Source organism: Myxococcus sp. XM-1-1-1 (assembly GCF_020037095.1).
Classification (GTDB): domain Bacteria; phylum Myxococcota; class Myxococcia; order Myxococcales; family Myxococcaceae; genus Myxococcus; species Myxococcus fulvus.
Genome location: NZ_JAIQDH010000009.1, coordinates 223651 through 241140 on the forward strand (window position 1 = coordinate 223651; position 17490 = coordinate 241140).

A 17490-nucleotide genomic window follows, 5' to 3' on the forward strand; every position below is an offset into this window, starting at 1 on the left:
CCGCGCGAGGGTCTGCGTCGCCTGCCTGCCTTTTTGGGTTAAGGGGTGAGCATGTCCATTGACCAGGCCCTCTCTCACTTCGAGTCCCAGAAGAACGCCTACCTCGAGGACCTCATGGCCCTCGTGCGCATACCCAGCGTCTCGTTCCCCGGCTTCGACGCCGCCCGTGTCCGGCAGAGCGCCGAGGCGACTTCTCGACTCTTGAGGGACCGTGGGTTTGAAAACATCCAGCTACTCGAAATCGGGGATGCCCATCCCTATGTGTATGGGGAGGTCCTGCGGGCGCCAGGTGCACCGACGTTGCTGTTGTATGCCCATCACGACGTGCAGCCGGCGGGGGATGAGTCGCTCTGGAAGAGTCCTCCGTTCGAGCCCACGTTGCGCGACGGGCGGCTGTACGGGCGGGGCACCGCGGACGACAAGGCGGGCATCGTGGTGCACACGTCGGCGGTGGACGCGTGGTTGAGGGGCGCGGGGAAGCTGCCGCTCAACGTGAAGGTGCTCATCGAGGGGGAGGAGGAGATTGGCAGCGGGCATCTGTCGGAGTTCCTGCGTCGGCACGCGGCGCTGTTGCAGGCGGACGCGATTGTGCTGACGGACACGTCGAACTTCGACACGGGGCTGCCGTCCATCACCACGGCGCTGCGGGGGCTGGTCACGGTGGACGTGGAGGTGCGGGGGCTCAAGCAGGCGGTGCACTCGGGGATGTGGGGTGGGCCGGTGCCGGACCCGGTGATGGCGCTGTGCCGGATGCTGGCGACGCTGACGCACGCGGACGGCTCCATCGCGATTGAAGGGTTGGGTGAGAAGGTGAAGCCGCTGACGGCGGGGGAGCGCGCGAGCATCCAGTCGTTGCCGGGGGACGAGGCGACGTTCCGCGAGCAGGTGGGGTTGTTGCCGGGGGTGGAGGTGCTGGGCGGGCGGCACCCGTACGAGACGAACTGGCGTCAGCCGAGCATCGCCATCAACGCCATCCAGGCCAGCAGTCGGAAGGACGCGCGCAACATCATCTGCGACGCGGCGTGGGCGCGCGTGGGCATCCGCATCGTTCCGGACCTGGACCCGGCGGACGTGGAGCGGCGGTTGAAGGAGCACCTGCGCAAGGTGTGCCCGTGGGGGCTGGAGGTGGAGTTCCAGACCGAGGGCGCGTCGGGGTGGTGGTACACGGACCCGTCGCATCCGGCGTTCCAGGCGGCGTTCCGCGCGCTGGAGAAGGGGTACGGGACGAAGGCGGTGGCCATCGGCTGTGGCGCGTCCATTCCGTTCGTGGAGCCGTTCGCGCGGGAGCTGGGCGGTGTGCCCGCGCTGCTCATCGGCGTGGAGGACCCGTACACGTACGCCCACTCGGAGAACGAGAGCCTCCACGTGGGCGACTGGGAGAAGTCCATCCGCAGCGCCATCCACATCTACGAGGAGCTGGCGCGGGCGCTCACCGCGCGGTGACTACTTCCTGAACCCCAGGTGCGCGAGCGCCGCCTTCACCCATTCCTTGATGGACACGGTCTCGAAGGGCACGGCCTCGCGGCCGGGGTACTTCTTCTCGAAGTACGTCACCGCCGCCACGCCCATCGCGAACGCGGTGCCGCCGCTGGCCGCGCCCTTGAGCAACCAGCCCGCGACCGGAATCCAGCCCACCGTCTCGCCCACGATGGAGCTGGCCGCCTTGCGCGCCACGATGCCCGCGCCCAGCGTCGGAATCAGCCCGAGCGACTCACCCAGGCTGAGCTTCTCTCCGTAGATGCCCGCCACGTGAAAAATCATGTACGCCTCGATGGCGGACGTGAGCGCCGTGTGCGCGCCCGGCACCGGGATGGGCAGCGCGGCGGCCCCCGCGGCCCTCAACGCACTCTCCTCCACCCAGCTTCGCGCGGCCTTCTCTGCTGACATGTGCTCGTCTCCCGAGGACTGGCTCCTCCCCACCTTAGGGACTCCCCGGGCCGCGCGAAAGCACGCGGCGCCCCCTCACCCTGGACGGAAGCGGTCCGTGGCCTCCAACAGCGCCGCCGTCGTCCCCGGCTCGTTCGCCGAGTGCCCCGCGTCCGGCACCATCACGAACCTCGCCTCCGGCCACGCACGATGCAACGCCCACGCGCTCTCCGGCGGACACACCACGTCGTATCGCCCCTGCACGATGACCGCCGGGATGTGACGGATGCGCGGCACGTCCTCCAGCAGCTGCGTGTCCGAGCGCAGGAACCCGCGATGGAAGAAGTAGTGGCACTCGATGCGCGCGAACGCCAACGCGAAGTCCCCCGTGCTGTTGCGCGCCACCAGCTCCGGGTTGGGATGCAGGTAGCTGGTGTGCGCCTCCCACACGCTCCACGCCCGCGCGGCCTCCAGCCGGACCGCCATGTCCGCGCTCGTCAGGCGGCGGTGGTACGCGCCCAGCAAGTCCTGCCGCTCCTCGATGGGAATGGGCGCGAGGTACTCCTCCCAGGCCTCCGGGAACAGCGCGCTCGCGCCCCGCTGGTAGAACCAGTCCAGCTCCTGCTTGCGCAACAGGAAGATGCCTCGCAGCACCAGCTCCGTGACGCGCTCCGGATGCGCCTGCGCGTAGGCGAGCGACAACGTGCTGCCCCACGAGCCCCCGAAGAGCATCCACCGCTCGACGCCCAGGTGCTCGCGCAGCCGCTCCAGGTCCGCCACCAGGTCCCACGTGGTGTTCTCCTCGAGGCTCGCGTGCGGCGTGCTGCGGCCACAGCCCCGCTGGTCGAACAGGATGATGCGGTACGCGGCCGGGTCGAAGAAGCGCCGCTGCCGCGCATCCGTGCCGCCACCCGGGCCCCCATGGACGAACACCACGGGCTTGCCCTGGGGATTGCCGCTCTCCTCGAAGTACAGCTCGTGGAGCGGGGACACCCGCAGGCGGCCCATGCGGTAGGGCTCCACGGGTGGGTACAGCGTCCGCGACGACCGGGACGGGACGGACATGCGCCTTCCGGGACTGCGAGAGAGCCCGAACGCTAGCGGATGCGCGCGGCTCCCGCGACGCCACGCCCTAGGCCCGCATGCGCGGGTGTTCGCGTGTCCTCTCGCTCGGCGTGGAGACTGTCAGGCAGGGCACAGCCCCCAGGCTCCGGGGCGCGCCAGGCGCGATGTGACGGCGAAGTTGCCCGCGTGCGACGTGGTGTTTGCGGGGGTGGTGGATGCTGCGCGCAACTCCACACCCCGGAGCGTTCCATGAACATCGCTTCCCTGATGAACCCCCCTCGGAAGAATGCGCAGGACACGTCGACCCACCTCACCACCCTGGTCCGCGTCCAGGCCACCGTCCTCGCCCAGGGCGCGCTCACCGTCGCCAAGGACCAGGTGAAGTCCTTCCGCCACATGCTCGACGTGCTCACCGGCGCCTACGCGCAGGCCCGTCCGTAGCACCTCGACCGCGCAGGCGGCCATTCCTCGCGGGCATGACGACGCGCGAGCCGCGTGAGTGCTCGAGAGGGGCTCCCACCGGAGGCTGAACCCCTTCGACGTGCCCCAGAGGCGACTCCGGGGCGCGTCAGCGTGAAGCCGACGTCGACGTGCTCGCGGGGCGTGTCGGTCCCCGAGGGGCACGTGGACGTCTCAGGAGGGCGCGCCGGGGCTCGGGCTGGTTCCCGGGCTCGAAGGCGCGTCCTCCTTCGGAGGCGGGGGAGGCACGCCCTTGCCCGCGGGCGCCACCATCCGCACCTCCGATGTCTCCCCGAGCGCCAGGCCGTCGCCCTTGGGCTCCGTCTCCGTCACCGCGATGACGTCACCCCGGTGCAACTGGAGGAAGCGCTCGTTCTTCTCGTTGCGGTGGCGCTCCTGCATCGCCAGGCCCACGCGGCCCTCGGGCCCGCAGCCGATGTAGCGGTGGCGCCCCTTGCCCTCCAGCGGCTCGGAGACGATGCGGAACAGCCGCCCCGGCGGCGTCTGGGGCCACTCCTCGCCCTTGGGCGCCAGCATCAGGTAGCTCATCTTCAGCGCTTCCTTGTGCAGGCTCGCCGCTCTGGCCAGCTCCTCCACGACGCGAGGCATCGGCCACGGCCGCTCCGCGTGGCACCAGTCGGTCTCCTTCACCAGCGCCGGACACGGCCCCCGGTACATGCACGGCGCGCGCACCGCGTAGCCTCGCGCCACCAGCGCGTCGCGCACGTGCAACAGGCCCCGGCTCGTCTCGCGCAGCGCCGGCTCCATCACCAGCAGGCTGCCGCCCTTCTTCACCTTCGCCAGCACCGCCTCCAGCAGCGCCGCGCGCGGGTTCGTCGCCGCGTCGCCCGTGCCGTACAGCTCGTTGATGACGTGCCCCATCGTGATGAGGTCGAACTGTCCCTCCGGCAGCGCCGCGGCCTTCTTCGTCGGGTCCCACTCGCGCGTGGCCAGCGCCTCGCCGGCCTCGGTCGCCAGCGCGCGCGCCAGGTTCAGCGCCGGCTTGCTGCGGTCCGCCGCCGTCACCTCCTTGGCTCCCGAGTCCATCGCCGCGAAGGCCACCGGCCCCGGGCCACTGCCCAAATCCAGCACCTGCCGGGGCCGGTTCGGCAGCTCTCCCAACACCTGCCGGGCCTGCGCGTAGGACACCGGCCAGTAGAAGAGGAGATAGGCGCCCAGGAGCTTCGGGTCGTCCATGTAGCGCGCGCCCGCGAGCTGCCGCTCCCGCGTCAGGCCCAGGGACAGCTGCCGCACGCCGGCGCCCACCTCCTTGACCTCCTGCGGCGTCAGCTTCGTCTCCGGCCCGTCCCCCCGGCCGCGCGACTGGCGCCACACGGCGATGAGCCGCGGCATCCACCGCTCCAGGTCCTTGCTGTATGCGTTGCTCATCCCGCCAAGCCTTCGACCGAGGGGCCGCTCCCGGCAGCGGCCCGTGTCAACCCGTTGTCACCGCGCCACTTGCTCAACTCCACGGTCGCCACCCGGGGGCGTCCGCGTTAAACCCTTGTCGCACATGATCTCCGTCCAAGGGCTGCGCAAGCACTACAAAGTCCACAAGCGCCCGCCTGGCCTCAAGGCGGCCCTCCGCTCGCTCTTCCACCGCACCTACACCTCCGTGAAGGCCGTGGATGGCATCTCCTTCGACATCCGCCCCGGCGAGCGCGTGGGCTTCCTGGGCCCCAACGGCGCAGGGAAGACGACCACGCTCAAGGTCCTCTCCGGCCTCTTGCACCCGTCCGAGGGCGAGGTCCGGGTGGACGGCCACGTGCCGCGCCTGCGCGAGGAGGCGTTCCTCAAGAAAATCATGCTCGTCATGGGGCAGAAGCAGCAGCTCCTGTGGGACCTACCACCGGCGGAGACCTTCGAGCTCAACCGCGCCATCTACGACGTGCCCGCGGCCCAATACAAGCAGACGTTGGACGAGCTGGTGGGCCTCTTGGAGATTGGCGACCTCATCGGCAAGCCCACCCGGCAGCTGTCCCTGGGCGAGCGCATGAAGTGCGAGCTGGCCGCGGCCCTCATCCACCGCCCCCGCGTGCTGTTCCTGGACGAGCCCACCATCGGCCTGGACGTGTCCATGCAGGCCACCATGCGGACCTTCATCAAGGACTACAACGAGAAGTACGGCGCCACGCTCATCCTCACCAGCCACTACATGGACGACGTGGCCGCCCTGTGTCCGCGCGTCATCGTCATCGACAAGGGGCTGCTCTCCTACGACGGCAGCCTGGACGCGCTGGTGCAGCGCGTGCGCCCGGAGAAGCGCGTGGTGCTGCGCCTGTCCGAGCAGGTGGAGGCGGGCCGGCTGGAGCCTTTGGGCAAGCTGGTGACGCACGAGGCGGGGATGGCGGTGCTCCAGGTGCGCCAGGACGCGGTCAACGCCACCATCTCCCGCGCCCTGTCGGGCCTGCCGGTGACGGACCTCACGGTGGAGAACGCGCCGCTCGAGGAGGTCATGAGCGAGCTGTTCGCGGAGAACAAGGCGCGCCGCGAGTCGACGGCTCAGGTGGTGCCGGCGTGAGCGCCCGAGGCGTGCTGCGCGCCCTGCCCACCATGCTGCGCGTGGGCTTCGCCGAGTCGATTGCCTACCGCGCGGAGATGTTCGTCTGGGTGCTGTCCACCACCATGCCGCTGGTCAACATGGTGCTGTGGATGGCGGTGTCCAAGGACGCGCCCGTGGGCAACTACGGCCAGGTCGACTTCGTCAGCTACTTCCTGGCCACCTTCGCGGTGCGCCAGCTCACCAGCGCCTGGGCCGCGTGGCTCATCAACTGGGAGGTGAAGCAGGGCACGCTGGCCATGCGCCTGTTGCGTCCCGTGTCGCCCCTGTGGGCCTACGCGTCGGAGAACGTCGCGGGCTTCCCCATGCGCGTCGTGGTCGCGGTGCCGGTGGTGCTGGTGAGCGTGGCGCTGGTGGGCGCCGACAAGGCGGTGCCCCAGCACGCGTGGGGCTGGGCCCTGTTCATCATCGCGGTGCTGGGCGGCTGGGCGATCACGTTCCTGGCCAACGTGGCCATCGGCGCGCTGAGCCTCTTCATGGACAGCAGCCAGAAGATGATGGAGGTCTGGATGGTCCTCTTCTTCGTCTGCTCCGGCTACATGTACCCGGTGGAGCTGCTGCCCGAGGGGCTGCGCACGCTCATCGACTGGCTGCCGTTCCGCTACCAGATGGGCCTGCCGGTGGAGCTGATGACGAGCGCGCATGATGTGCCCACGGCGCTGGGGCTGCTCGCGCGGCAGTGGGCGTGGGTGCTGGGGATGGGCGTCCTGGCGGTGACGCTCTGGAAGCAGGGCGTGAAGCGCTTCGCGGCGTTCGGAGGGTAGGGGCATGGTGCGGCGTTATCTGCGACTGCTCGGCGTACAGCTCAAGGCCTCCGGGCTCCAGGCGCTCCAGTACCGGGCGGACTTCCTCACCGAGGGCTTCACGTCCCTGTGCTGGGTCTTCACCGCGCTGGCGCCGCTGTTCGTCGTCTACGGGCGACGGCCGGCGGTGGAGGGGTGGACCTTCGGCGAGTCGCTGCTCGTGGTGGGCTGGTTCACCCTGCTGCAAGGCGTGCTCGAGGGGGCCATCAACCCCAGCCTCACGGGCGTGGTGGAGCACATCCGCAAGGGCACGCTGGACTTCGTGCTGCTCAAGCCCGCGGACGCGCAGTTCCTCGTGTCGACGCAGCGCTTCCTGCCGTGGCGCGCCTTCAACGTACTCACCGGCCTGGGCCTGTTCGTCTACGCCTTCATGCTGCTGGGCCGCGGGCCGTCACCCCTGGGGCTCCTCGCGTCCGTGCTGCTGCTGGGCACCAGCACGCTGCTGTTGTACTCGCTGTGGATATTGACGGTGAGCGCCGCGTTCTTCGTCGTCCGGGTGGACAACCTCACCTTCCTCTTCTCGTCCATCTTCGACTTCGCGCGGTGGCCCTCGTCGGTGTTCAAGGGCGTGGCGCGCGGCGCGTTGACGCTCGTCTTCACCTACGTGATTCCCCTCGCCCTGATGACCACCTTCCCGGCCGAAGCCATGTTGGGCCGGCTGCCGACGGTGTCCCTCGTTGGCGCGGTGGTGGGCTCGGCGCTCTTCGCGTGGGTGGCGCGGCGCGTCTGGATTCGCTCCATCGGCCATTACACCTCGGCCAGCAGCTAATCCCTTTCATCTCGCCCGGTTCCGCCGGGCGGACGGGCGCTTGTCGACTCGGCGGTGGGGTGTATCAACCCCACCTGTCGCAGGGGTGGAGCGTGTTTTTTCAGAGGCGGGATTGGCCTCGCTCCCAGGGATTGGGTTAAGCGCCGCCCTGTGCGGGCCATCGGGCCCCACATCCCCCTCGGGAAAGGACCTCCCTCCATGAAACGATGTATCAGGCTCGGCCACCTGGCCGCGCTGGTGACGGCGCTTGTCCTCACGGGATGCTCACACGAAGAATTTGCAGAGCCGTCGGAAGCCAGGGGGGCGGGTGCGGGGCTGACCGCCGCGCCCGTGCCGGAGCTGGGCTGGTCGTTGACGGCGAGCATGACGTTGCAGCGGGTGGACCACACGGCGACGGTGCTGCGCTCCGGCAACGTGCTGGTGGTGGGGGGGCAGTCTTCCACGAGCGCGGAGCTGTATGACGTGAGGGGCGCGCGCTGGCTCACAGGCGGCACGCTGAACGCGGCGCGGCGGCGACACACGGCGACGCTCCTGGGCAACGGCAAGGTGCTGGTGGTGGGGGGCGACTCGGCGGCGTCGGCCACGGGCACCGCGGAGCTGTATGAGCCGTCGCTGGGCTCGTGGGCGCCGACGGGCAGCCTGGACTCGCTGCGCTCGGGCCACACGGCGACGTTGCTCGGCAACGGCAAGGTGCTGGTGGTGGGCGGGGAGAACGGCGCGGGCGCGGGGCTCGCGAGCGCGCAGCTCTATGACTCGGCCACGGGCACGTGGTCCCAGACGGGGGCGCTGCGCAGGCCGCGCGTGGGCCACACGGCGACGCTGCTGCCCAACGGGCGGGTGCTGGTGGTGGGCGGACGACAGGGGCCTCGGGGCGCGTTCCTGCGCGACGCGGAGCTGTACGAGCCGTCCACCGGGACGTGGAGCGTCGCGGCGAGTCTGCTCGTGGCGCGCGCGGGCCACACGGCGACGCTGCTGTTGTCCGGCAAGGTGCTGGTGGTGGGCGGCTTCGTGGACGAGTTCACCGCGACGCGCGGCGTGGAGGTGTTCGACCCGGGCATGGGGAGCTGGAGCCCCGTCACGCAGGCCTTGCCGGCGGAGCGCGCGCAGCACACGGCCACGCTCCTGCACTCGGGCGAGGTGCTCGTCACCGGAGGCTCGGACGGCAACGAGCCCTACCTGGAGACGGCGCTGCTGTATGACCCGGCGCAGGGGCGCTGGACGCAGGTGGCGTCCATGAGCACGAGCAGGCTGGGCCACACGGCGACGTTGCTGGTCCAGGGCGACGTGCTCGTCACGGGCGGAAGCCCCGACAGCGTGCAGCGCTCCGCCACGGCCGAGCGGTACTCGGTGCCCACGCCGCCGTGGCGCCTCACCACGAGCATGGCGACGACGCGCTATCAGCACACGGCGTCACTCCTGGGGTCCGGCAAGGTGCTGGTGGCGGGCGGCACGATGGGCGGCGCGGGCCTGGGCGGCGCGGAGCTGTATGACGAGGCCCAAGCCACGTGGACGGCGACGGGCAGCCTCGTCACCCCGCGCTTCCTGCACACCGGGACGGTGCTGCCCTCGGGCAGGGTGCTGGTGGCGGGAGGTCAGGCCTCCGGGTCGTCCTACCTGTCCTCCGCCGAGGTGTACAACCCGGACACCGGCCTCTGGAGCACCACCGGCGCGCTCGCGGGGACGCGCTCGCGGCACACCGCGACGTTGCTGCTCTCCGGGCAGGTGCTGGTGACGGGAGGGCGGTCTTCGTCGAGCTTCGGCAGCATCCAGGCCACGGCGGAGCTGTATGACCCGCCATCGGGCACCTGGCGCGCCACGGGCTCGATGAGCGTGAAGCGCATCAACCACACCGCCACGATGTTGTTGTCGGGACACGTGCTGGTGGCCGGTGGCACCACGCCCACGGGGGACACGGCCACCGCGGAGCTCTACGACATGAACACCGGGGTGTGGTCTCCCGCGGGCTCCATGTCGGGCACGCGCTATGGCCACGTCGCGGTGTCGCTGCCGGGAGGCCGCGTGCTGGTGGCGGGCGGCTGGGGCCAGGGGGGCGCGTTGGCCTCGGCCGAAATCTACGAGCCCGCGCTGGGCCTGTGGATGCCGGTGGCGCCCATGTCGAGCAGCCGCTACGGGGCGATGGCGTCGGTGCTGCCGTCGGGCCGGGTGCTGGTCATGGGCGGGGACGCGGGTGCCGCCACGGGGCTGTTGCCCACCTCCGAGGTGTATGACCCGGCCACGGGCCTGTGGACGTCCGCGGGCGCGCTGTCCAATCCGCTGTCGAGCGCGGCGGTGTCGCGCCTGGCGGGCTCGGACCGGTTGCTCGTCACCGGCGGGCTGGGCTCGAGCGGCGCGGTCTCCACCGTGGAGCTCTACTTCCCGGCGCCCTGAGACGCGGTGTCATGTCCCGCGCGTGCGGGATGCCGCGGGCGGGACGTGGCGTGGAGGGCCGCGCTCACGCGCCGGGAGGCGGCGCCTCCGTCTCCTCGGACTCCACGCCGTAGTAGGCCAGACACTCCACCTCGCGGCCCCGCACGACGCGCCGTCCATCCAGCGGCCCGCCGTGCGCGGTGACGACGGTGCACTGGCCCTCGTCGCCGTCCTTGTCGAAGTAGAGCACCACCCACTCGCGCGTCGCGTCCTGCTGGTGCGCGAGCGCCGTGTTGGAGAACAGCGCGCGCACGCTCCACCCGTCCACTTTGCGCCGCAGCACCGGCAGCCACGCCTCGCCCGTGGGGTTGAAGCGCCGGGGCGCGATGGTGCGCAGCTCGCCGGCCTCCGCGCGCCGACGGTACTCCTCGTCCACCTGGAGCAGCAGCCCGACGTCCGGCTGGGGACCGCCTTCCTCCCGTTGCTCCTGCTTGCGCGCCAGCCCGCGCCGGTTGCGGCCCAGCCGCGCCGCCAGCAGGTCGCGCACCTGCTGCCCGCGACGAGGACCGAAGCCCTCCACCGCCTCCAGGTGCCCGTCGTGCGCCGCCTGCTCCAGCTCCTCGAGCGAGCGCACCCCGAGTTCCTCATGGATGCGCCGCGCGAGCTCCGGCCCGATGCCCGGCACGCTGGCGAGCAGCTGCTCGGGAGAGGACTCGTCCTCCAGGCGCTGCAACAGCCCCAGGTGCCCGGTGCGCACCAGCTCCGCGATGGAGGCCGCGATGCTCTTGCCCACCCCGGGCAGCTCCCGGAGACCCGCCTCGCCCTTGGACGCGAGCAGCTCCGCCACGGAGTCCGGCCACTTCCCCACCGTCGCCGCCGCCTTGCGGTAGGCCGATACCCGGAAGGGCATGGCGTCCTGCTGCTCGAGCAGGTCTGCCACGCGCTCCAGCGCGTCCGCGAGGCTGATGTTGTCCTTCCATTCGACGCCCATGGCTCCCTCCAACTTGGAGCGTCGCGTCCCAGGCGGCCACCCCGACCTGGGACACCGGGCGGGCAGGGGAGCGCCCGCTCCTCAGGACGTCGGAGCCGGCGCGTCCGCCACGATGGCGTCCGCTTCAATCTCCACCAGCATCGCCGGGTCGATGAGCTTGCTCACCTCCACCATCGACGTGGCGGGGCGGATGGCGGCGAAGAACTCCCCGTGGGCGCGGCCCACCTCCTCCCAGCGGGAGATGTCCGTGACGTACATGCGCGTGCGCACCACGTCCTTCAGGCTGGCGCCCACGGCCTTCAGCGCGGCCTCGATGTTGCGCAGGGTCTGCGTGGCCTGGAGGTAGGCGTCCCCGGGGCCCACCACCTGGCCCTGGGCGTCCGTGGCGGTGGTGCCGGAGACGGAGACGAAGGGGCCCACGCGCACCGCGCGCGAGTAGCCCACGCGGGGCTCCCAGGGAGTACCTGTCGAGTGGTGGGTCCGCTGCATGGCCGCCTCCAGGGGCGAGAAAGGGTGGGCGGACCCTCCCACGGGCGTCGGGCGGACCGCCAGGGGCTCCTTGCTGGCTGCAAGGAAACACGGCCCGTGGTAGTTGGCCTCGGGTCATGACGAACGAGCTCGACAGGGAGGTCGCCCGGCGGCGCACCTTCGCGATCATCTCCCACCCCGACGCGGGCAAGACCACGCTCACCGAGAAGCTCTTGCTCTACGGCGGCGCCATCCACCTGGCCGGCAGCGTCAAGGCCAAGCGCGCGAGGCGCCACGCCACCAGCGACTGGATGGAGCTGGAGAAGGAGCGCGGCATCTCCGTCACCTCGTCCGTCCTCCAGTTCTCCTACCGGGACCACGCGGTCAACCTGCTGGACACCCCGGGCCACCAGGACTTCTCCGAGGACACCTACCGCACGCTGGCCGCGGCGGACTCGGCGGTGATGCTCATCGACGCCGCCAAGGGCGTCGAGCCGCAGACCAAGAAGCTCTTCAAGGTCTGCCGCATGCGCGGCATCCCCATCTTCACCTTCGTCAACAAGCTGGACCGCTACGGCCGCGAGCCGCTCGAGCTGATGAACGAGCTGGAGCAGGTGCTCGGCATCCGCTCGTACCCGATGAACTGGCCCATCGGCATGGGGCCGGAGTTCCGCGGCGTCTACGACCGGCAGGCCCGCGTGGTCCACGTCTTCTCCGCGGAGGGCTCCCACGGCGAGTCGGAGGTCGCCGAGCGCTCGGTCTCCATCGACTCGGATGAAATCAAGACGGTGCTCACCGAGGCGGAGCTGGCGAAGCTGCACGAGGACATCGAGCTGCTCGACATCGGCGGGGACGAGTTCACCCGCGAGAAGAGCGACGCGGGGCAGTTGACGCCCATGTTCTTCGGCAGCGCGATGACGAACTTCGGCGTGCGCCCGTTCCTCGACGCGTTCCTGGACCTGGCGCCCGCGCCCACCTCGCGCCCGACGACGAGCGGCCCGCGCGAGCCGAACAACCCCAGGTTCGCGGGCTTCGTCTTCAAGATTCAGGCGAACATGGACCCCGCGCACCGCGACCGAATCGCCTTCATGCGCGTGGTGAGCGGCCGCTACGTCAAGGGCATGAACGCGTACCACTCGCGCCTGGGCAAGGAGGTGCGCCTGGCCAAGCCCAGCCAGTTCATGGCCGCCGAGCGCACCGCGATTGAAGACGCGTGGCCCGGGGACGTCATCGGCCTGTTCGACCCGGGGCAGTACCGCATCGGCGACACGCTCGCCGAGGGCACGGACGTGGAGTTCGAGGGCGTGCCGCGCTTCAGCCCCGAGTACTTCGCCGTGGTGCGCTCCAAGGACCCGCTGCGCCGCAAGCAGATGGAGAAGGGCCTGGAGCAGCTGTCGGAAGAGGGCACGGTGCAGATCTTCCAGCAGCTGGCCATGGGCATGAAGGACCCGATTGTCGGCGTGGTCGGCGCGCTCCAGTTCGAGGTCCTCCAGTACCGGCTGGAGCACGAGTACGGGGCGAAGATCGCCCTGGACCGGCTGCCCTTCAGCCACGCGCGCTGGGTGGTGGGGCCCAACTTCGACCCCAAGTCCTTCGACTGGGAGGGCAACCGTCAGACGGTGCAGGACCGCGACGGGCTGCCGCTGGTCCTCTTCCGCGACGACTGGGCGCTCCAGCACGCCGAGGACAAGCACCCGGACCTGAAGTTCCTCAACGAGGCCCCGCAGCTGCGCAAGGCGCTGGCGCTCAACACGGGGAGCTGAGGCTCCCCGCGCGGCGGGCGGCTACTTGTAGACGTTGACCGTGCCGCCGCGGAACTGGGAGTCGCGAAGGACCAGGCCCTCCTTGTAGAGGCGGGCCGCCTTGGGGCCGACGAAGAAGTCCTTCGGCTGGCCCCGGCGGTACGTCTTCTTCACGTGCTCCTCGATTTCGAGGAACAGGCCCCGGAAGCGGTCCGGCGCCGCGTTCTTGCGGCCCGTCTGCGCGGTGATGTCCAGCTCCGCCCAGAGCTTGCCGGAGACCAGCTCGCCCTCCTCGTTGGTGCGGCAGCGCTCCATGAAGATGACGGGGGAGCGCACCTCGTCCACGCGCCAGCTGCCCTTGTCCGGGCCGCGCTTCACCTTGTCGACGATGGCGGGGCCAATCTCGCTGGCCACCAGGTACAGGTCCTCCTGGGGCAGCCGGTCCATGTGGTCCTGGTGGGCGCGGAACGTCACCCAGTCCTCCGGGACGCGGCGGGGGTACACCTCCAGCACGAAGCGCTCCAGGTAGCGGAAGAAGGCGAGCTCGTCGTCGGGGGTCATGAAGAACTGGAGGACATTGGCCATTGCCGGGCCCTCATACCCTTGTGTCCTCCGGGGCGGAAGTCCGGGGTGAGGCGCGCTATAGAGTCCCCATGGATACCTGGCTGCTCTCCCGGATGCAGGAGCTGAAGGACCTCCAGGGGCTCATCGGCCTCGCCACGTGGGACCAGGAGACGTACCTGCCCTCCAAGGCGGGTCCGGCCCGCGCCCAGCAGCTCTCCACCCTCCAGGGGCTCCACCACGAGCGCCTGGTGGACCCGAGGCTGGGAGAGGCCCTCTCCAAGGCCTCCGTGGACCCTGGGCTGACCGGGGACGAGCAGGCCATGGTGGCCGTGCTCCAGCGGGAACGGGAGCGCGAGGTGCGCGTGCCCGCCGCCCTGGTGCGTGCCCTGGCCGAGGCCCAGAGCCATGGCCTCCACGCCTGGCGGGAGGCCCGCAAGGAGCGCCGCTTCGCCCGGTTCCAGCCCGCGCTCCAGCGGCTGTTGTCCCTGCGCCGCGAGCAGGCGGACGCCTACGGGCATGACGGTGAGCGTTACGACGCCCTGCTGGAGGGGTACGAGCCGGGCATGCGGGTCTCCCGACTGACGCCGGTGCTCACGGCGCTGCGCGAGCAGCTGGTGCCCATGGTGGGCAAGCTCACGGGGACGGGGACGCGTCCTCGGCCCGTGTTCGACGGGCGCCGCTTCGACAAGGACGCGCAGTGGCGCTTCACGTTGAAGCTGCTCGAGGGCATCGGCTTCGACCTGGAGGCGGGGCGGCAGGACTTGAGCATCCACCCGTTCACCGGGGGCACGCATGCGCTCGACGTGCGGCTCACCACGCACGTGGACGAGTCGAATCCGCTGTCGGCCATCTTCAGCACCATCCATGAAGCGGGGCACGGGCTGTTCGAGCAGGGCTTCGCGCCGGAGCTGCACCGCACGCCGCTGGCGGCGTCTCCCTCGATGGGGCTGCACGAGTCGCAGTCGCGGCTGTGGGAGAACCAGGTGGGCCGGGGCCGGCCGTTCTGGGAGCACTACTTCCCGCTGCTGCGTGACAGCTTCCCGGAGGCGCTGAAGGGCGTGGACCTGGAGGACTTCCTCGCGGCGGTGAACGAGGTGCGGCCGTCGCTCATCCGCACCGAGTCCGACGAGGTGACGTACAACCTGCACATCGCCGTGCGCTACGAGCTGGAGCTGTTGCTCCTGCGTGACGCGCTCCCGCTGGACGACGTGCCCGCGGCGTGGAACGAGCGCATGGAGCGCTACCTCGGCGTGACGCCGCCGGATGACACGCAGGGCGTGTTGCAGGACATCCACTGGGCCTGGGGCGAGCTGGGGTACTTCCCGACGTACTCGCTGGGCAACCTCTACGCGGCGTCGCTCTACCGCGTCGCGGGGCGGGAGCTGCCGGACCTGGACGCGCAGCTTCGCCAGGGGAAGATGCTGCCCCTGCGCGACTGGCTGCGCGACCGCGTGCACCAGCATGGCTTCCGTTTGCCCGCGGAGGAGCGGGTGCGCGTGGTGACGGGGCAGGGGCTCACCGACGCGGACTTCCTCACGCACCTGCGCTCGAAGTACGGCGCGCTCTACGGCATCACGCTCTGAGTCGAGGCGCGCTCACTTCCCGGAGCGCACCGCGGCCATGATGAACTTGGGCAGCAGCTCCTCACGGAACTTCCGCCAGAGCGCGACGTGGTTGTAGTTGCCCGCGGTGAACATCACGACGAGGTCCAGCTCGGGGACGACCATCACGAGCTGTCCGCCGTTGCCGCAGGCCTCGTACTCGGAGAACACGCGCTCTCCGACCTTCAGCTCGTGACGCCACCACGTGTAGCCGTAGGTCTGCTTCTCGTTCATCGTCGCGTGCTTCGCGATGGACTGCTCCACCCATCGCTTGCTCACCACGCGCCGGCCGTTCCACGTCCCTCCCGAGAGGTACAGCTGCCCGAGCTTCAGCGCGTCGCGCGGGCGCATGTAGATGCCGCCGCCCAGGTACTGCTCGCCGTCCGGCATCAGGTCCAGGTGGTAGTCGCGCATCTGGAGCGGCGTGGCGAGGTGCTCGGTGAAGAACTCCGGAATCCACCGCTTCGTGGTGTTGCGCAGCACGCCGCCCACCAAATTGATGTTCGCCGAGCAGTACACGCCCTTCGTCCCCGGCTCGGACACCATGGGCAAATCCAACGTGTACTTGTACCAATCCGGGACGGAGTCCTCGAGCCGGTCCTCGTTGCCCGGTGACTCCGCGTCATCGTCGTCACACGCCAGCCCCGTGGACATCGACATCAGGTGCGCCACGTCGAGCCTGCGCTTGCGCTCATCCAGGTGCGCCACCTTGCCCTGGTACTCGGGGAGCAGCGAGAGGACGGGTGTGTCGACGGTGAAGGGCGCGCCCTGGTCCAGCGCGATGCCCACCAGCACGGAGGCGTACGTCTTCGCCGCCGAGCGCAGGTCATGCGGACGCTCCTTGTCGAAGCCCTGGAAGTACTCCTCGACCACCAGCTTCCCGCGTCGCGCCACCAGCAGGCCCTGGATGGCCGGCGCCGAATCGGGGCTCGGCTCCTGGTCGAGAATCTGCTGCACCAGCTCGCGCAGCGGCTGCGCGTCCATGCCCACGTCCGCGAGTGACGCCGTCTTCCAGCCGTCATCCTCGGCGACAGGAGGCCGGTAGACGTAGGGGCCCGGCGCGGGCGTGCGCGCGTACAGGCCCACCGCCTGCGAGCGCTCCCGCCGTGTGAAGTCGAACGTCGTCTCGAAGGGCGGGTAGTGCAGCGACAGCCGCTCCGAGTCCGCGTCGAACGTCCCCTGGTACGTGGCCCCGCCCTTCGTCGGCGTCAGTCGCACGGTGTTGCCCTCGACGCTCACGCGGAACAGCACCCGGTTGCCCACGTTGCGCTCGGGGTTGCGCAGGAACGCCGTCACGGTGCCGTCGGTCTCCTTGCGCACCACCAGGTACAGCGAGAACCGGTCCTCCAGCGGCGCCACCTGTCCACGCCACACGTCCGCGCGCAGCGCACGCAGCTCCACCGGCGAGGCGAACTTCATGCCGCTCATCTGGACTCGCGGCTGAATCCAGTGGCCCCGGATGCGCTTGCCGTCCTTCGAGCGCGTGGCGCGCAGCTCGCCCTGTCCGCCCGGCAGGACGACGGAGACCTGGGTGCCCTCCACGCGCGCCGGAGCCTCGAAGCCGGCGATGCGCGCGCGCCACGTGTCTGCCTCGCGCGTCAGCGTCAATTCACCCCGGACCTGGGGACCGAGGACCCGCTCAGTGCCCCAGGTGCCCACCAGCCGCTCGGCGGACACCGGGGGCGCGGCGGCGGTCTGGCCACGCGCGGGGAGGGCGGAGAACACCAGCCCGAGGATGAGGAGGAAGTTGATGGTCGGGTTGTAGATGCAATTCATCTGACGCCGAGCCTAGCGCGGGCTCCGGCGGATGTATCGCGGCTCAGAACGAGAACAGCAGCGGGCGGCACGAGCGGGCGAGCCGCAGCGCGTCCCGGGCGAGCGAGTACGAACTGGCGTCATCCGCGTCCAGCCAGGCCGCGCGGGCCACCTGGTTGCTCAGCTCGAAGCACAGGTTGGTGGTGTGCCGCGCCAGCCGGCTCTCCTTGCGCAGCGCGCGCACGTTGAGCTCGCACAGCTCCGCGCACTGCCGCAGCGCGCGCACGGAGGCGCTGCTCAGCGTCTGGCCCTGGGCCAGCAGGCGCGCCATGCCCGCCTCGCACGACGCCTGACACTGGAGGCTCGCATCGATGCAGCGCGACACGTCCGCGCGAGCACCGCCCAGTCTCGCTCCCGTCATCGCAGGCACCTCCGTTGCGCCCACCAGGGTATGCACGCCGAGCGGCGGAGCAACTGGAA

At 70.4% G+C, this 17490-nt stretch carries 15 protein-coding genes and 1 pseudogene; 8 read left to right on the top strand and 8 right to left on the bottom strand.

Annotated elements, in window-relative coordinates; translation table 11 throughout:
• Positions 1 to 51 precede the first annotated feature (51 nt).
• Positions 52 to 1443: a M20/M25/M40 family metallo-hydrolase gene (locus tag K8640_RS19815; protein ID WP_223748432.1), complete on the top strand. Its 1392-nt coding sequence runs from the start codon at positions 52 to 54 to the stop codon at positions 1441 to 1443.
• Here K8640_RS19815 and K8640_RS19820 read toward each other — a convergent pair whose 3' ends face one another.
• On the bottom strand, positions 1444 to 1887 hold the full coding sequence (locus K8640_RS19820) for a DUF697 domain-containing protein (RefSeq protein ID WP_223748433.1): 444 nt from the start codon (positions 1885 to 1887) through the stop codon (positions 1444 to 1446). It abuts the gene before it with no gap.
• A gap of 75 nt (positions 1888 to 1962) precedes the next feature.
• Positions 1963 to 2931, bottom strand: a complete 969-nt coding sequence (gene pip / locus K8640_RS19825) for a prolyl aminopeptidase (protein WP_223748434.1) — start codon at positions 2929 to 2931, stop codon at positions 1963 to 1965.
• Between the two features lie 249 nt (positions 2932 to 3180).
• On the opposite strand from pip, the gene K8640_RS19830 reads away from it, so the two are divergent.
• Complete coding sequence (locus K8640_RS19830) at positions 3181 to 3372, top strand: hypothetical protein (protein ID WP_046715856.1); 192 nt, start codon at positions 3181 to 3183, stop codon at positions 3370 to 3372.
• 192 nt (positions 3373 to 3564) lie between these two features.
• Here the strand turns inward: K8640_RS19830 and K8640_RS19835 are convergent, their stop codons facing one another.
• On the bottom strand, positions 3565 to 4779 hold the full coding sequence (locus tag K8640_RS19835) for a small ribosomal subunit Rsm22 family protein (protein ID WP_223748435.1): 1215 nt from the start codon (positions 4777 to 4779) through the stop codon (positions 3565 to 3567).
• A 232-nt stretch (positions 4780 to 5011) separates the two neighbouring features.
• Between K8640_RS19835 and K8640_RS19840 the strand changes: the two are divergent.
• The 4 genes and pseudogenes from K8640_RS19840 to K8640_RS19855 all read left to right on the top strand — a co-directional run.
• Positions 5012 to 5911 (top strand): annotated as a pseudogene (locus K8640_RS19840) (ATP-binding cassette domain-containing protein); the annotation flags it as partial.
• Positions 5908 to 6714, top strand: coding sequence for an ABC-2 family transporter protein (locus tag K8640_RS19845; RefSeq protein ID WP_223748437.1), 807 nt, complete (start codon positions 5908 to 5910; stop codon positions 6712 to 6714). The pseudogene K8640_RS19840 and the gene K8640_RS19845, both read left to right, overlap by 4 nt.
• A 4-nt stretch (positions 6715 to 6718) precedes the next feature.
• Complete coding sequence (locus tag K8640_RS19850; protein WP_223748438.1) at positions 6719 to 7522, top strand: ABC transporter permease; 804 nt, start codon at positions 6719 to 6721, stop codon at positions 7520 to 7522.
• Between the two features lie 198 nt (positions 7523 to 7720).
• The gene (locus tag K8640_RS19855; RefSeq protein WP_223748439.1) at positions 7721 to 9910 is read left to right on the top strand and encodes a kelch repeat-containing protein; all 2190 of its coding nucleotides are present in this window, start codon (positions 7721 to 7723) and stop codon (positions 9908 to 9910) included.
• A gap of 64 nt (positions 9911 to 9974) precedes the next feature.
• On the opposite strand, the gene K8640_RS42885 is transcribed toward K8640_RS19855, so the two are convergent.
• Together K8640_RS42885 and K8640_RS19865 are read right to left on the bottom strand one after the other, a co-directional pair.
• Positions 9975 to 10880 carry a helix-hairpin-helix domain-containing protein gene (locus K8640_RS42885; RefSeq protein WP_223781637.1) on the bottom strand — a complete coding sequence of 302 codons (906 nt, stop codon included), beginning with the start codon at positions 10878 to 10880 and terminating at the stop codon, positions 9975 to 9977.
• An 81-nt stretch (positions 10881 to 10961) separates the two neighbouring features.
• Positions 10962 to 11369 carry a RidA family protein gene (locus K8640_RS19865; protein ID WP_223748440.1) on the bottom strand — a complete coding sequence of 136 codons (408 nt, stop codon included), beginning with the start codon at positions 11367 to 11369 and terminating at the stop codon, positions 10962 to 10964.
• 116 nt (positions 11370 to 11485) lie between these two features.
• Between K8640_RS19865 and K8640_RS19870 the strand changes: the two genes are divergently transcribed.
• A complete protein-coding gene (locus K8640_RS19870; RefSeq protein ID WP_223748441.1) occupies positions 11486 to 13111 on the top strand; it encodes a peptide chain release factor 3 in 1626 nt (541 codons plus the stop codon).
• Positions 13112 to 13132: 21 nt separating this feature from the next.
• Here the strand turns inward: K8640_RS19870 and K8640_RS19875 are convergent, their stop codons facing one another.
• On the bottom strand, positions 13133 to 13675 hold the full coding sequence (locus K8640_RS19875) for a hypothetical protein (protein WP_223748442.1): 543 nt from the start codon (positions 13673 to 13675) through the stop codon (positions 13133 to 13135).
• A 68-nt stretch (positions 13676 to 13743) separates the two neighbouring features.
• Between K8640_RS19875 and K8640_RS19880 the strand changes: the two genes are divergently transcribed.
• Complete coding sequence (locus K8640_RS19880; protein ID WP_223748443.1) at positions 13744 to 15237, top strand: carboxypeptidase M32; 1494 nt, start codon at positions 13744 to 13746, stop codon at positions 15235 to 15237.
• Positions 15238 to 15249: 12 nt separating this feature from the next.
• Here the strand turns inward: K8640_RS19880 and K8640_RS19885 are convergent, their stop codons facing one another.
• The gene (locus tag K8640_RS19885) at positions 15250 to 17031 is read right to left on the bottom strand and encodes a serine hydrolase (RefSeq protein WP_223748444.1); all 1782 of its coding nucleotides are present in this window, start codon (positions 17029 to 17031) and stop codon (positions 15250 to 15252) included.
• A 43-nt stretch (positions 17032 to 17074) separates the two neighbouring features.
• Entirely contained in the window at positions 17075 to 17431 is a 357-nt protein-coding gene (locus K8640_RS19890) for a hypothetical protein (RefSeq protein WP_046715845.1), read from the bottom strand.
• Positions 17432 to 17490 lie beyond the last annotated feature (59 nt).